Consider the following 14,663-nt stretch of genomic DNA (forward strand, 5'->3'; position numbering starts at 1 on the left):
GCGACGGCCCCTCGGGCCTCCCCGGGGGTGGTCGGCCCGTCAAAAGACCGGCATGGCCACGACCTTGCCGCGGCTGATGAGGAATACCCGGTTGCCGGCGCCCGTCATGGTCCAGGGGCCGCGGTCTTCCCGTTCGTAGGTCCAGACGCGTTCGTCGCTCGGCTTGGACAGGGCGGAGACGCCGAACTCCGGCAGGCCCTCGATCACCCAGATGCAGTTCCCCTGGATCACGGGAGGGGTCAGGGGAGACCGCGTGCCGTTCAGGCCGGCGAACAGTGCGCTGTCCCGCGTCCCGGACGTGCTGAACCGGTAGACGAAGGGGCCGTCGGCCGCGACGACCCCGTCCCCGTCGAGGGCGGGCGGACCCCAGCCGCCCTCGGTGCCCTCCGGCTTCGAGTTGGCATCCGCCGCCCACAGCCGGCGCCCTTCGACGAGGGACACAGCGGTCAGGGTCCGGCCGCCGAGGTAGACGGTGTCGCCGTCGACCAGAGGCTGCAGAGCGGTTGTGCCCTGGCCGCGGATCTCCCACACCGAGCGGCCTGTCGTGGTGTCCACCGCGGAGACGTTGCCGCTCGGCAGGGACAGGACGAGGCGGTTCCGCCCCGCCGCGGCGAGCGGTCCGGTGTCGTCCTCCGTGGTCCTGACGGAGGGGCCGGTCCAGCGCACCGTGCGGCCGGCCGTGTCGACGGCCCGCAGCTTCCCCTTCTTCGTGAGGAGGTAGATGGCACCAGGGTCCGCGGCGAGGAGCATCGCCACGTCGGCGTCCGCCAGCGTCCACTTCTCCGCGCTGGTCGACGCCTCGATGAAGAAGAGTCGGCCGCCTTCGTCCGCCGCCGCGAAATGGTCCTCGTCGACGGCCAGCTGACGCGCCCGCGCCGACAGATGAGGCAGCGTCCACTTCTGCGTCCCGTCGGTGACCTTGAGGGCCGTGAGGCCGCCGTTCCTGGCAGCGAAGATCACCACGTCCCGCAGGACGACCGGGGTGGGCAGCGGGCCATGAGCGGCTGCTTCGACCGGACCCCACAGCGGCTCCGGCTCGATTCTCTCGTCCTCCGCCTTGAGCAGGGCGGCGTCCGGAGCGTCCCCGGCCGGCGGCAGCGCGTTCGCGGCGCGTTCCGTGAGCCACCAGGCGGACGCGCCGCCACCGCCCAGCAGTACGGCGGCTCCAAGACCCCAGGCCAGGAAACGGCGCCGGCCGGGCAGGCGCTCCACCGAGGTTTCGGCCGAGGCCGTCTGTCGGCGGACCGCCGACTCCCGCCGCTTGATCTCCTGGAAGACGGAACCCTGACGCCAGAGCGTCCGGGCGCTCTTGGACGGGGAGAAGGCGCGGGCGATCTGCGCCGGTGACGGGCGAAGGGCGGCGTCCTTCGCGAGGCACGGCGCCACGAGTGCCGCCAGCTGCGGAGAGAGCGAGCCGAGATCGGGCTGGGCATGGACGACGGCGTACTGGACGGCCGCGACATGCGGTCCTGTGAACGCGCGCCGGCCGGTCGCCGCGAACACGAGAACGGCGCCGAGCGAGAACACGTCCGCGGCCCCCGTCACGCGCTGACCGAGGACCTGTTCCGGCGCGCCGTAGCCGGGTGTGACAGGGATCTGCCCCGTCGTCGTCAGGGTCAGCCCGTGTGGGGCCGGGCGATGCCGAAGTCGATGACGCGGGGCCCGTCCGAGGTCAGGACGATGTTGGCCGGCTTGATGTCGCGGTGGATGAGCCCCGCCGCGTGAATGGCTTCCAGTGTCTCGGCGAGCGACGAGGCCAGTGCGCGCACGGCCTGGTCGTCGAGGGGCCCGTGCGCGGCGACGGCCTCCTCCAGCGTGGGGCCGGCCAGGAACTCGGTGGCGATCCAGGGCCTGCCGCCCTCCATCTGCGCTCTCAGAACGCGGGCGACTCCCTTGCCGGTCACAGCCTGCGCGGTGTGGGCCTCGCGGACGAAGCGCTGCGCCAAGTGCTGGTCGTGCGCGAGTTCGGGGCGGAGCACCTTCACCGCGGCGGGGCGGCCGCTCTGATCTGTCGCCAGGTAGACCTTGCCCATGCCGCCTTCGCCCAGTACACCGATGAGGCGGTACGGGCCGAGCCGCAGCGGATCGCCGACACCGAGGGGGTTCATGGGTGGGTCACGTCCTGTCTGTACGGGTCACTGGAGGGGAAGGGCGATCAGGAAGTCCTCGCCCACGGCAAACATTCGTCCGGCCCGCTCATGCGCGACGAGTCGGCTGACCTCGGTCTGGAAGACCCAGCTGCTGCGGTGGGTGTCGAGGTCGACGGCGCTGAGTCCCGACGCGATCTTCTTGTAGAGGTACCGTTCGCCCACGACCGGGGTCACGTCGTCCTGCGTCTGCTCGTGGGTCTGCGCACCGGTGCCCTGCTCGCGCCAGCGGATCTTCCCGTCGGACGCGCCGACGGCGACGACGCCCCGGAAACCGAGGGTGTAGACGACACCGTCCCGGAGCGCCATGGCACCGAAGGCCTCGCGCTCGCCGGCGGCGAGCGACCAGGCGCGGCTCCCGTCCGAGAGCCGGTGGGCCACGAGGGACTCGCGCGCGACGTACACGTGGTCGTCGTCCATGCAGGGACGGTCGCCGATCCCGGCCCCGGGTCCGCCCCGGAACGTCCGAGACCAGCGCGTGGCGCCGGTCCGGGCGTCCCGGACGACCAGGCGGGAGGTGGATTCCTCGCTGCCGAACTCGTAGGTGACGAGTCTGCCGCCGCGTACGGACGCGGCTCCCACGTATGTCGTGTCCCTCTCCGGGTTGACGACCTCCACCCGCCACACCTCCCTGCCCGTGGCGACGTCGACAGCGAGCAGGTACGACTTCCGCGGTGACGCGATCGTCCCGCCGCCGCCCGCCAGATACACGACTCCGTCCTCCACACAGAGCAACTGCGTGGAGTACATGTTGGCGTTGAGATTCTTGATCCGCGCGAACGCCGGACGGAGGTCGCCGTTGTCCAGGTCGACGGTATGGATGGCGAAGTCCTTGTGCACGTCCTGCCGCTTCTGCGGCACGACGTAGATCTGCTTCCCGTCCGTGGTGACGGCCGCCGCTGACGTCTCCACCGTGCAGAACCACGTGCTGTCACCGGTCGCCTGGTCCTGTGCGGCGATCCCTGTGCCGGTCACCATGGCCACGGCGTCCTCGATGACGAGGGGACCGCCGAGCTCGTCCGCGTCGCCCACGGCCATGTCCCGGATCCACAGTGACGCCGGCGCGTTGCCGAGCAGGGGAGCGGAGGGCAGCTTCTCCTCCTCTCTCACCTTTCCGCTCTGCCACAGCCACGTGCCGCCTCCCGCGGCGAGCAGCGCGCCGCTGCCGAGCGCCAGGAAGGAGCGTCGCGAGAGCCGGCGGGTGAGGTCGGCCCGTTGAGGAGGCGCCGTCTGGGCGTACGGGTCGTCCGCCGGGGCGGGGAGGCGGTCCGGGTGGGGGAGCCAGACCGATGTGGCGCGGTGGGCGATGTCCGTGAGGAGGAGGGGTGGGAGGTGGTCCGCGAAGTCGCCGCGGCCGTCGTGGAGGGCCGTCGTCAGGTCGGTCGTCGTGGGGCGGGTCGAGGGGTCCTTCGAGAGGCAGGCCGTCAGGAGCGGGAGCAGGGACGCGGGGAGGCCGGTGAGGTCGGGGTCCGCGTAGCGGACGCGGTAGAGGAGGTCCGCCGGGGCACCCGTGCCGAAGGGGCCGTGGCCCGTCGCCGCGAAGACCAGGACGCCGGCCAGGGCGAAGACGTCGCCCGCCGGGGTGTGCTCCTGGCCGCCGGCCTGTTCCGGGGACATGAACGCGGGGGTGCCCGCCGCCGCTCCCGTACGCGTCAGGCGGTCGTCGCCCGCCGCGCGGGCGATGCCGAAGTCGATGATCTTCGGGCCGTACGCGGTGACCAGGACGTTCGAGGGCTTCAGGTCGCGGTGCACCACGTCCGAGGAGTGCAGCTGGGCCAGCCCGCCGGCCAGCGCCGCGCCCAGGGCGCGGACCGTCGGTTCGGGGAGCGGGCCGGCCAGCGCGACCGCGTCGTCGAGCGGCGGGCCGAGGACGTACTCCGTGGCCAGCCACGGGGTGTCGGCCAGCGGGTCGGCGTCGACGACGGCCGCGCCGTGCCGGGTGCCGATGATCCGGGCCGCGTCCGTCTCCAGGCGGAAGCGGGTACGGAACGCGGGGTCGGCCGCCAGCCGCGCGTGCACCGTCTTCAGGGCGACCGTACGGCCGCCGGGCGATCGGGCCAGATAGACCGTGCCCATGCCGCCGGAGCCCAGGCGCGCCAGAAGGCGGTACGTGGCGATCGAGGCCGGGTCGTCATGGGTGAGCGGTGACAGCATCGGCTAGTTCCTGGAGTTCTGCGGGTGGTACGGCAGTTCGGCCGCGAGGAGCTCGGAGGACTGCCGGGCGAGCGCCGCGACGATCCGGCCGGGCAGCCAGCCGGGGGCCAGTAGCGACCCGGCCGAGCTGAGGACCGTCTCGTGCGGGGTGGGCGGCGCCAGTGCCGTCAGCAGCTCCGCCGCGGTGGGGCGGTGCGCGGGGTCGCGGGTGAGGCAGGCGGTGACCGACTGCCGTAGCGCGGGCGGGAGTTCGGAGCGTTCCGGGACGGTGTGGCCGGTGGCCGCGTACGCCAGGACGGCACCGAGCGCGTACACGTCTCCCGCCGGCCGGGGCCGCCCGCCCGACGCCTGCTCGGGCGCCAGCGCGCCCGGATCGAGGCCCGGCAGCCCGGCCCGCGGCTGCCCGTCCGGCGCCGCCGCCCGTACCGCGCCGAAGCACGTCAGCCGCGGGCCGTCGGCGGTGAGCAGCACCGCGGCGGGCGAGACACCCGCGTGCGTGACGCCCTGCGCGTGCACGGCGGCCAGCGCCTCGGCGAGGGCGGCGCCGATCGCCCGTACCGTTCCCTCCGGCAACGGGCCGCCGTGCACGGCCAGCGCCACGGGGAGCGGGAGTACGGGCAGATAGGGCGTCGCGTACCAGGGGGAGGGGGCGGTCGGGGCGGTGCCGATCGGGTCCGACACCTCGGCGACCGGGGCGATCCACGGGGCCATGAGCCGCTGCCCCGCCTGTGCCTCCGTCAGGAAGCGGGCCGGGTCCGCGCCGGGCAGGGGTGCGGAGAGCAGCACCGTACGGTCGCCGTCCGCGCTGCGGGCGATGAACCGGCGGCAGGAGACGTGGCCTTGGTGCGGTGCCGGCGGGTCGAGACGGGTGATCAGCCGGTACGGGCCGATCCGCCGCGCGGAATCCTCGTGCGGGCGCGGCCGTTCCACGTGCGCATCCCCCTCGTCGGTCGCCCCGGTGTCAGACACCCCGTCGGTCACGGGAGCAACAGGAGCCTACTCAAAGGGGGGAGGGGGGTCGCACTCGGTGACCGCGCCCGGGGTGACCGCACGGTGGGCGACGGCGCACGCGGTGCCGGTCCGGTGCCGGTCCGTCAGTCCGCCGTCGCCGGGGAGGCGCCGATCAGTGAGAGCACGAGGATCGAGGTACGCGTGATCAGGCCCGCGAGCAGAATCGTGCCGAACCCCTCCACCCGCATCAGCCCCATCTCCTCACCCAGCCAGGACAGCAGCCACCAGATCAGGGAGTCCTGGACGAACCCGGCCGCGGCGAAGGCCAGCAGGGCCGGAGCGGGAACAGGGGCCGACGGGCCGATGTGGATGAGCTGGGTGAGGACGGCGATCACCAGGCCCGCCATCACGACGGCGAGGAACGCGTCCGCTCCGTCCCCTTCCAGCGTGATGCCGGGCAGCGCGGCTACCGCGATGCCGGCGCCCGCGAGAGCGCCAAGTCTGCGACGTACGCCTGTGCTTGTGCCTGTGCCTGTGTCACTCATGGCCGGATGCTGGCACAGGCCGTGTGATCTTGTGAAGATCCCATGGAGGGGGATCTCGTAGAGACCGTGATCGGATTCGAACCGACGTCACTCGCTTTGCAGGCGAGTCCCTGAACCACTCGGGTACACGGTCGTGCTGGTCGCGCTGTTCCTGTTCCTGTTCCTGTTCCTGGAACGACCGTAGGGCGGCGCCGCTGGGCGGCTCAAGAGAGGCGGGCGGGCCGCAACACGACTGCCATACGCCGTTCACGGTCGGGCGGCAGTCGTCCGGTTGTCGGGTGGCAGCTGCGCGGCAGTCGTACGGCCCTGATGGGAGCGGCCTACGACCAAGGGACGAGCCGGCTCCATCCTGACGACAGGGTCCTACCGCCACCATGCCCCTTACTCTGAAGGGCATGAGTGCCTTGGACCCCCGTGACTCCGGCGTCGCCCCGCCCGCCGACGCCCCCCTCCCGGAGCGCACGGGCGGATCCGTACTCGACCGGGACCACCGGGCGCTCAGCATCGGTATCGTCTCCGTCGTCCTGCTCATCGCCTTCGAGGCGACCGCCGTCGGCACGGCCATGCCCGTCGCCGCCCGCGAGCTGAACGGCATCCCCCTCTACGCCTTCGCCTTCTCCGCGTACTTCACCACCAGCCTCTTCGCCATGGTCCTGTCCGGGCAGTGGTCCGACCGCGGCGGCCCCCTCGCCCCGCTCACCGTCGGCATCTCCGCCTTCGCGGCTGGGCTCCTGCTCTCCGGCACCGCCGGCACGATGTGGCTCTTCGTCCTCGGCCGGGCCGTCCAGGGGCTCGGCGGCGGCCTGGTGATCGTCGCGCTGTACGTGGTCGTCAGCCGGGCCTACTCCGAGACGCTGCGGCCGGCGATCATGGCCGCCTTCGCGGCCAGCTGGGTCGTCCCCTCCGTCGTCGGACCGCTCGCCTCCGGAACCATCACCGAACACCTCGGCTGGCGCTGGGTCTTCGTCGGGATCCCGGTCCTCGTCGTCTTCCCGCTCGCACTCGCCCTGCCCGCGATACGGCGCACCGCCTCCGGGCCGACCGACCCGGAGGCGCCGGTGCCGCCGTACGACCGGCGGCGGATCCGGCTCGCGCTCGGCATCTCGGCCGGGGCGGGGCTGCTGCAGTACGCGGGGCAGGAACTGCGCTGGCTCTCGCTGCTCCCCGCCGTGGCCGGGGCCGCGCTCCTCGTGCCGGCGGCGCTCGGACTGCTGCCGCGCGGTACGTACCGCGCGGCCCGGGGGCTGCCGTCCGTGGTGCTGCTGCGGGGGATCGCGGCGGGGTCCTTCATCGCCGCCGAGTCGTTCGTACCGCTCATGCTGGTCACCCAGCGGGGCCTGAGTCCGACGCTCGCGGGCCTGTCGCTCGCCGTCGGCGGTGCGACCTGGGCGTTCGGCTCCTACCTCCAGTCGCGGTCGTGGACGGAGCCGTACCGGGAGCGGCTCGTCGTGATCGGCATGCTCCTGGTCGCGGCGGCGATCGCGGCCGCCCCGAGCGTGCTGATCGCCTCGGTGCCGGTGTGGGTGGTCGCGGTGGCGTGGGGGTTCGGGTGCCTCGGGATGGGCATGGTCATCGCCTCGACGAGCGTGCTGCTCCTGAAGCTGTCGGCGCCGGAGGAGGCGGGTGCGAACTCGGCGGCGCTCCAGATCTCGGACGGCCTGTCGAACGTGTTGCTGCTGGCGGCGGGCGGCGCGGCGTTCGCGGCGCTGGGCGGGGGCGCGGTGGGCCACACGGCACACGCGACCGCGAGCACGGGCGCGAGCACGGCCTCGCACCCGGCGGCCTTCGCGGCGGTGTTCCTGCCGATGGCAGGGGTGGCACTGGTGGGGGCGTGGGTCGCCACGCGGCTCGGTGGGCCGGATCAGGCAGAGGCGTCGAAAAACTGATCACGGCGCGGCTGCCCACGTTCGCGGCGGCCTAGCCGCCCACGTTCGCGCGCTGAGCCGAGGCTGTGACTCTCGCGCACCGGCTTACCCGGGGCTGTGACTCCGCGCACCGGTCTTACCCGAGGCTGTGACTCCGCGCACCGGCCTACGCGAGGCTGTGACTCTCGCCGCACCGCGCGAGGTCACGGCCTCGTCCGGGCCGGGTGCCGGCGGGCGCACCGGTAGGGTGGCCCGGTTGTCGTATCTGGACGAGCGTCGAACCGGAGACCGTGACTACCACCGCCACCTCCTCCCATCACCTCTCTCCCGCCTTTCCCGGCCGTGCCCCCTGGGGTACGGCCAACAAGCTGCGAGCCTGGCAGCAGGGCGCCATGGAGAAGTACATCCAGGAGCAGCCCCGCGACTTCCTCGCGGTCGCGACGCCCGGCGCCGGCAAGACCACCTTCGCGCTGACCCTCGCCTCCTGGCTGCTGCACCACCATGTCGTCCAGCAGGTGACCGTCGTCGCACCCACCGAGCACCTGAAGAAGCAGTGGGCCGCCGCCGCCGCGCGCATAGGGATCAAGCTCGACCCCGACTACAGCGCCGGGCCGCTCAGCAAGGAGTACCAGGGCGTCGCCATCACGTACGCCGGTGTCGGCGTGCGGCCCATGCTCCACCGCAACCGCTGCGAGCAGCGCAAGACCCTCGTCATCCTCGACGAGATCCACCACGCCGGTGACTCCAAGTCCTGGGGCGAGGCCTGCCTCGAAGCCTTCGACCCGGCGACCCGCCGCCTCGCGCTGACCGGTACGCCCTTCCGCTCCGACACCAACCCCATCCCCTTCGTCACGTACGAGGAGGGCAACGACGGCATCCGGCGGTCCTCGGCGGACTACACGTACGGATACGGCAACGCCCTCGGCGACGGCGTCGTGCGGCCCGTCATCTTCCTCAGCTACAGCGGCAACATGCGCTGGCGCACCAAGGCCGGCGACGAGATCGCCGCCCGCCTCGGCGAGCCCATGACCAAGGACGCCATCTCCCAGGCCTGGCGCACCGCCCTCGACCCGCGCGGCGACTGGATGCCGAACGTGCTCCGCGCCGCCGACCAGCGTCTGACGGAGGTCAGGAAGGGCATCCCCGACGCCGGCGGGCTCGTCATCGCCTCCGACCAGGACTCCGCCCGTGCCTACGCCAAACTGATCCGCGAGATCACCGGCACCAAGGCCACCCTCGTCCTCTCCGACGAGGCCGCCGCCTCGAAGCGGATCGACGAGTTCAGCGAGAGCAACGACCGCTGGATGGTCGCCGTCCGCATGGTGTCCGAAGGCGTCGACGTCCCCCGCCTCGCCGTCGGCGTGTACGCGACCACGATCTCGACCCCCCTCTTCTTCGCCCAGGCCGTCGGACGTTTCGTACGTTCGCGCAGGCGCGGCGAGACCGCCTCCGTGTTCCTTCCGACGATCCCCAACCTCCTCGGCTTCGCCAACGAGATGGAGGTCGAGCGCGACCACGTCCTCGACAAGCCGAAGAAGAACGGCGAGGACGACCCGTACGCCGAGTCCGAGAAGGAGATGGCGGAGGCCGAGAAGCAGCAGGACGAGGACACCGGCGAACAGGACACGCTGCCCTTCGAGGCGCTCGAGTCCGACGCCGTCTTCGACCGGGTGCTCTACGACGGCGCCGAGTTCGGCATGCAGGCCCACCCGGGCAGCGAGGAGGAGCAGGACTACCTCGGCATCCCCGGCCTCCTCGAACCCGACCAGGTGCAGCTGCTCCTGCAGAAGCGGCAGGCACGGCAGATCGCGCACAGCCGCAAGAAGCCGGACGGCGAGGCCGATCTCCTGGAGCTTCCGGCCGAGCGGCGGCCCGTCGTTTCGCACAAGGAGCTGCTCGAACTGCGCAAGCAGCTGAACACGATGGTCGGTGCGTACGTACATCAGAGCGGCAAGCCGCACGGGGTCGTTCACACCGAACTCCGCCGGGTCTGCGGCGGTCCGCCGAGCGCGGAGGCCACGGCCGGGCAGATCCGCGAACGGATCAAGAAGGTGCAGGAGTGGGCCACCCGCATGCGGTGAGCGCGGTCCACGAACGGCCGGGGGCCCGTACGCGAAGGTGCGTACGGGCCCCTTTCACGCTCAGGCGCCCCCTCCATGCCGGAACCGATCATGTCCGCCGAACTCGCCTGACCGGCTGACTTAAGACCCGAACCAGCTGTATCCGGTCGTCGGCGCCCGGATTCTGGACGAGGTCTTCCGCTGAGCGGAGTGGCTCGCTACTGTCCCCGCAATGCAAACGCCCCGTGGCAGCGCCGCCGCGGAGCGCAGCCGGTGCGCATGGCCTGCCGGCGGCCTCTGACGTGCGTCGCCGCGGGACCGGCGCCGCTGCTCTCGTTTGAAGGTCCGCCGTCACTCACTCCGAAGGAGAGGGCGTCGTGACCGCGGAAACCTCCCAGACGCTCGACCGGGGACTTCGAGTCCTCAAACTGCTCGCCGACACCGACCACGGCCTGACCGTCACCGAGTTGTCCAACAAACTCGGGGTCAACAGGACCGTCGTCTACCGTCTGCTCGCCACACTCGAACAGCACGCTCTCGTACGGCGTGACCTGGGCGGCCGTGCCCGGGTCGGCCTCGGCGTGCTGCGGCTGGGCCGTCAGGTCCACCCGCTGGTCCGCGAGGCCGCGCTGCCCGCGCTGCGCTCGCTGGCCGAGGACATAGGCGCGACCGCCCACCTGACCCTGGTGGACGGGGCGGAGGCGCTGGCCGTCGCGGTCGTCGAGCCGACCTGGACCGACTACCACGTGGCCTACAGGGCCGGTTTCCGCCACCCGCTGGACCGGGGCGCGGCCGGCCGCGCCATTCTCGCGGCCCGGCAGGGCGGCCTGATCGAACCCGGCTTCACGCTCACCCACGGCGAGCTTGAGGCGGGCGCGAGCGGCGCGGCGGCTCCGCTGGTCGGCGTCACCGGGATCGAGGGCAGCGTGGGCGTGGTCATGCTCGCGGACGCGGTGCCGGAGCGGGTCGGGCCGCGCGTCGTGGACGCGGCCCGCGAGGTCGCCGACGCGTTGCGCTAGGGCGCGCGGCGGTTACGGGAGTTACGGCCGTTACGAGGTCAGGTACGGGCGCTCGTCAGCGGCGCCGGTCCTGGCGGTGACAGCGGGCACGATGCCCCGGCGGGCACGGCGCCCCGGCGGGTACGACGCCCCAGCGGTCCCGGCAGCCCCGGCCGTAACGGCGCCCCGGCGGGCACGACGTCAGATGTCCGGGTGGTCGTCGCCCACCAGCAGCGTCCCCAGGGGCGTGCGGCGGTGCAGGACCGATCGGCCCGCTCTCGACGTCGTGATCAGGCCCGCTCCCCGCAGGGCCGACGCGTGCGCCGAGGCCGTCGCGTTGCTGACGCCCAGGCGGCGGGCCAGGGACGTCGTCGTGTGTTCCCGGGACAGCAGGAGGAGCAGCGCGAGGCGGGTCCTGCCGAGGACCGTCGCCAGGGAGTCGGCCGAGTCGGGCGCCCCGTCCCGCGCGAGAGGCAGGCCAGGGCCCGCCGCGTACGTCACGACCACCGGCCGGCCCGGCAGGTCCTGGATCATCGGCCGGCCCGTCCAGTGGAAGGTCGGCAGCAGGACCAGCCCCCGGCCGTCGACCCTGACGTCCCGTTCGCCCGGCGCCGGCCACGCCCACACGCCGTCGCGCAGCCGGCTCCCCGCCACCAGCGCGGGCAGCGCCGCGCCGACGCCGTGTTCGGCGACGGCCAGGGCGCCCCGCGTGTACTCCGCCCGGTGCAGGTCCCCCACCAGCGGCCACACCGGCGCGAGCACCGTCTCGAAGGCGGCCCGCTGTGCCCGGCGCAGCACCCGCCAGGCGTCGGCGTCGCCCCCGTGCAACTCGCGGATCCAGCGCGGCGAGGGCTGCCCCGCGTACACCCGCTCCAACTCCGACCGCACCAGCTCCTGGCGCGCCGCCGCGACCAGGTCGAGGCCCTCGTCGAGGGTCTCGCCGAGGACGTCGAGGAAGACCGGGGCCCGGCCCGCCGGCACCAGATCCCCCAGCGGCTCGACCGCGCCCGGCAGGGACCTCACCACCCGCCGTCGCCAGCGGCCGAAGAGCAGCTGGTCGCGGCGGTCGAACAGCATCGTGAAGGCCGCGTTCAGCTCCTGCACCGGGGCCGGCCGGGGCGCGAACCGGACCCGGGCGACGTCCTCGGCCGTGAGATGGATCCGTAACACCGCGCTCCTCGCAAGCCTTTCGGTCAGGGCCTCAACCTTCGCCCGGCACACCGGGCCGGCGCCAGCATGATCCACATGACAGCACACCTCCCGAAACACCCCCTGACCCGGCGTACGGTCGTCAAGGCCGCCGCCCTCGCCGCCACGGCCCTGGCACTCACCCCCATCGAGGCGCACGCCGCGCACGCCGCCGGCCTCACCCTGCGGCTGCCCGCTCCCACCGGCCCGTACGAAGTCGGCGCCACCGTCCTGCACCTGGTCGACCCCGCTCGCAACGATCCCTGGGCGCCCGCGATCGGCGTACGGGAGGTGATGGTCACCGTTCTCCACCCGGCCCGTACCGTCCGTGGCTTCCCGCGTGCCCCGCAGCTGACCGAGGGCGCCGCCGGCCTCTTCACCTTCCTCGCCCCGGCGATGCGCCCCGGGTGGCTGCCCGCCGCCGGCGTCGACTGGGCGGCCACCCTCACCCACACGCACGTCGGCGCCCCCGTCCTCCCCGGCCCCTGGCCCGTGCTGCTCTACAGCCCCGGCGGCGGTGACGCCCGCACCATGGGCACCTGCCTCGCCGAGGAGCTCGCGAGCCACGGCTGGGTGGTCGTCACCGTCGACCACCCCGGGGACGCGAGCGAGGTGGACTTCCCGACCGAGCGGCCAGGGCGCGACAAGGTCCGCCCCACCGTCTTCACCGGGGAGCCGGGGCCGGAGCAGTTCCGCACCATGATCGACACCCGGCTCGCGGACATCCGTTTCGTACTCGACCGGCTGGAGAGCCTGCCGGGGGAGCTGGGCCGCGCCATGGACCTGGAGCGGACCGGGATCTACGGCCACTCCGCCGGCGGGACCACCGCCGCCCAGGCGCTCCACGACGACCGGCGGATCGCCGCCGCCGTGAACCTGGAGGGCCACCTGGACCAGGTGGACGGCGAGCTGTTCCCCGTCGCCCGGTACGGCGTCGACCGGCCGCTGCTCCTGCTCGGCACCGACGGCTTCCGCGGCGCCCGGCTCGACCGCTCCTGGTCGGCGATGCTCGCCCACCCCGGGGGCCGCACCCGCCGCCGGCAGCTCGACGACGCCTCGCACTGGGTGTTCACCGACTACGCCGCTCTGGTGCCGCAGCTCCACGCCGCCGGTCTGATGACCACCGAGGCGCGGACCGAGATGGTCGGCACGATCGCACCCGAGGCGTCGGTACGGGCGGTGCGCCGCCAGGTACGTACGTTCTTCACCCGGAATGTCCGGTCGGCGGGCTCGTCATCGGCCGTCCGCTAGCCATCCGCTAGCCGCCCGGTAGCAGCCCAGTAGATTGGGGCCGTGCTCTCCCGTCTCACGCGCACCCGTGCGCTCGCGCTCTGCGCCCTGCCCGTCGCCGCGCTCTTCGCCGTCGTCGGGCTCGCGCCGCTGCCGTACGCCATCGCACAGCCCGGTTCGACCGCCGACGTGCTCGGCGTGGACGAGGGGCGGCCGGTGATCACGGTCAGCGGGGCGCCGGTCCGGCCGACGGAGGGCAAGCTGCTGATGACGACCATCGTGGCCACCGGCCCGAGCGTGGAGAACGACTTGGCGACCGTCGCCGACGCCTGGTTCCGTACCGACCGGGCCGTCCTGCCGCGCGACTCGGTCTACCCGCCGGGCAAGTCGGACGCCGAGGTGGAGAAGCACAACCTCGGCCAGATGAAGGAGTCGCAGGACGCGGCCACCCTGGCCGCCCTCCGGTATCTCAAGCTGGACCCGAAGAAGATCAAGGTCACCCTCCACCTCGCCGACATCGGCGGGCCGAGCGCCGGGTTCCTCTTCTCCCTCGGGATCGTCGACAAGCTCGCCGGCGACGGAGCGGGCGGGGATCTGACGGGCGGCAGGACCATCGCCGGGACGGGGACGATCGAGCCCGACGGTACGGTCGGCGCGGTCGGCGGGGTCTCCCTGAAGACCCAGGCCGCCGGACGGGACGGCGCGAGCGTCTTCCTCGTACCGAAGGCGGAGTGCTCCCAGGCGGAGGCCGAGCTGCCGCGGGGCATGCGGCTGATCCCGGTCTCCACGCTCGGTGACGCGGTGTCGTCCCTCAAGGCGCTGGAGCGGGGGAGCGAAGAGCAGATCCCGAGCTGCTGAGCCCGGTCGGCGGCCGACCCGGAACCCCGTCGTCGGAGCCTCTCCCCGCCGGCCCCCGCAATCCCCGCCCCCGCCCCCGCCCCCCGGACCTCAGTCCGCGTCGTCCGCCGCCTGTTCCACCAGGGGGATGATCCGCAGCGGCACGGGGTTCTCCATGACGATCGCCGTCGAGGCCCGGACGATGCCCTCGAAGCCGACGACCCGGTCGATCACCCGCTGGAGGTCGGCGTTGGAGCGGGCGACCAGGCGGCAGAGCATGTCGCCGTGGCCGGTCGTCGTGTGCAGCTCCAGGACCTCGGGCACGGTCGCCAGGTGGGCCCGTACGTCCTGCCCCTGGCCCTGCTTGATCTCCAGGGTCGCGAAGGCGGTCACCGGGTAGCCGAGGGCGGCCGGGTCCACCTGCGGGCCGAAGCCCCGGATCACGCCGTTCGACTGGAGACGGTCGAGCCGGGCCTGGACCGTGCCGCGCGCGACGCCGAGGCGTCGCGAGGCCTCCAGGACTCCGATGCGCGGCTCCCGCGCGAGCAGCACGATCAGACGCCCGTCCAGATGATCGATCGCCATAGCGGTCTCCCCATGGTCATGATGTACAAGTCGAACGGCTCTACTGGCCGGTCGCTGAGCATATTGCCCAGTCGCCCGGCGAACTATTGCGCAGCTTGCCGAT

12 protein-coding genes and 1 tRNA gene are annotated in these 14,663 nt (G+C 73.0%); 5 read left to right on the forward strand and 8 right to left on the reverse strand.

The features are described 5' to 3' along the window. Positions 1–39 precede the first annotated feature (39 nt). The 6 genes from ACF06X_RS00325 to ACF06X_RS00350 form a co-directional block, all read right to left on the reverse strand. Positions 40–1,545: a PQQ-binding-like beta-propeller repeat protein gene (locus ACF06X_RS00325; protein ID WP_392284929.1), complete on the reverse strand. Its 1,506-nt coding sequence runs from the start codon at positions 1,543–1,545 to the stop codon at positions 40–42. Positions 1,546–1,616: 71 nt separating this feature from the next. After that, positions 1,617–2,108, reverse strand: a complete 492-nt coding sequence (locus ACF06X_RS00330) for a serine/threonine-protein kinase (RefSeq protein WP_392284930.1) — start codon at positions 2,106–2,108, stop codon at positions 1,617–1,619. Positions 2,109–2,135: 27 nt separating this feature from the next. Next, entirely contained in the window at positions 2,136–4,301 is a 2,166-nt protein-coding gene (locus tag ACF06X_RS00335; protein WP_392284931.1) for a PQQ-binding-like beta-propeller repeat protein, read from the reverse strand. A 3-nt stretch (positions 4,302–4,304) separates the two neighbouring features. Then, on the reverse strand, positions 4,305–5,231 hold the full coding sequence (locus ACF06X_RS00340; RefSeq protein ID WP_392284932.1) for a serine/threonine protein kinase: 927 nt from the start codon (positions 5,229–5,231) through the stop codon (positions 4,305–4,307). A gap of 164 nt (positions 5,232–5,395) precedes the next feature. Beyond that, positions 5,396–5,797: a hypothetical protein gene (locus ACF06X_RS00345; protein WP_392284933.1), complete on the reverse strand. Its 402-nt coding sequence runs from the start codon at positions 5,795–5,797 to the stop codon at positions 5,396–5,398. A gap of 61 nt (positions 5,798–5,858) precedes the next feature. After that, a tRNA-Cys gene (locus tag ACF06X_RS00350) sits at positions 5,859–5,930 on the reverse strand. Between the two features lie 262 nt (positions 5,931–6,192). Here ACF06X_RS00350 and ACF06X_RS00355 point away from each other — a divergent pair. The 3 genes from ACF06X_RS00355 (at position 6,193) to ACF06X_RS00365 (ending at position 10,741) form a co-directional block, all read left to right on the forward strand. Continuing rightward, positions 6,193–7,683: an MFS transporter gene (locus ACF06X_RS00355; RefSeq protein WP_392284934.1), complete on the forward strand. Its 1,491-nt coding sequence runs from the start codon at positions 6,193–6,195 to the stop codon at positions 7,681–7,683. Between the two features lie 269 nt (positions 7,684–7,952). Next, the gene (locus ACF06X_RS00360) at positions 7,953–9,743 is read left to right on the forward strand and encodes a DEAD/DEAH box helicase (protein ID WP_392284935.1); all 1,791 of its coding nucleotides are present in this window, start codon (positions 7,953–7,955) and stop codon (positions 9,741–9,743) included. A 356-nt stretch (positions 9,744–10,099) separates the two neighbouring features. Then, positions 10,100–10,741, forward strand: coding sequence for an IclR family transcriptional regulator (locus tag ACF06X_RS00365; protein ID WP_392284936.1), 642 nt, complete (start codon positions 10,100–10,102; stop codon positions 10,739–10,741). A 180-nt stretch (positions 10,742–10,921) separates the two neighbouring features. On the opposite strand, the gene ACF06X_RS00370 is transcribed toward ACF06X_RS00365, so the two are convergent. Then, a complete protein-coding gene (locus ACF06X_RS00370) occupies positions 10,922–11,890 on the reverse strand; it encodes an ArsR/SmtB family transcription factor (protein WP_392284937.1) in 969 nt (322 codons plus the stop codon). Positions 11,891–11,965: 75 nt separating this feature from the next. Between ACF06X_RS00370 and ACF06X_RS00375 the strand changes: the two genes are divergently transcribed. Both ACF06X_RS00375 and ACF06X_RS00380 read left to right on the forward strand, forming a co-directional pair. Further along, positions 11,966–13,159 (forward strand): alpha/beta hydrolase family protein, encoded by a 1,194-nt coding sequence (locus tag ACF06X_RS00375; protein ID WP_392284938.1) that lies wholly within the window; start codon positions 11,966–11,968, stop codon positions 13,157–13,159. A 42-nt stretch (positions 13,160–13,201) separates the two neighbouring features. After that, positions 13,202–13,996, forward strand: a complete 795-nt coding sequence (locus ACF06X_RS00380; protein ID WP_392284939.1) for a S16 family serine protease — start codon at positions 13,202–13,204, stop codon at positions 13,994–13,996. A gap of 90 nt (positions 13,997–14,086) precedes the next feature. On the opposite strand, the gene ACF06X_RS00385 is transcribed toward ACF06X_RS00380, so the two are convergent. Then, a complete protein-coding gene (locus tag ACF06X_RS00385) occupies positions 14,087–14,560 on the reverse strand; it encodes an Lrp/AsnC family transcriptional regulator (RefSeq protein ID WP_392284940.1) in 474 nt (157 codons plus the stop codon). Between the last annotated feature and the right edge of the window lie 103 nt (positions 14,561–14,663).

Source organism: Streptomyces sp. NPDC015346, from assembly GCF_043078785.1.
GTDB lineage: Bacteria > Actinomycetota > Actinomycetes > Streptomycetales > Streptomycetaceae > Streptomyces.

Coding starts and splice junctions, on each gene's coding strand:
- ACF06X_RS00330 (WP_392284930.1), bottom strand. CDS start 2,108: ATGAACCCCCTCGGTGTCGGCGATCCGCTGCGGCTCGGCCCGTACCGC.
- ACF06X_RS00335 (WP_392284931.1), bottom strand. CDS start 4,301: ATGCTGTCACCGCTCACCCATGACGACCCGGCCTCGATCGCCACGTAC.
- ACF06X_RS00345 (WP_392284933.1), bottom strand. CDS start 5,797: ATGAGTGACACAGGCACAGGCACAAGCACAGGCGTACGTCGCAGACTT.
- ACF06X_RS00355 (WP_392284934.1), top strand. CDS start 6,193: ATGAGTGCCTTGGACCCCCGTGACTCCGGCGTCGCCCCGCCCGCCGAC.
- ACF06X_RS00375 (WP_392284938.1), top strand. CDS start 11,966: ATGACAGCACACCTCCCGAAACACCCCCTGACCCGGCGTACGGTCGTC.
- ACF06X_RS00385 (WP_392284940.1), bottom strand. CDS start 14,560: ATGGCGATCGATCATCTGGACGGGCGTCTGATCGTGCTGCTCGCGCGG.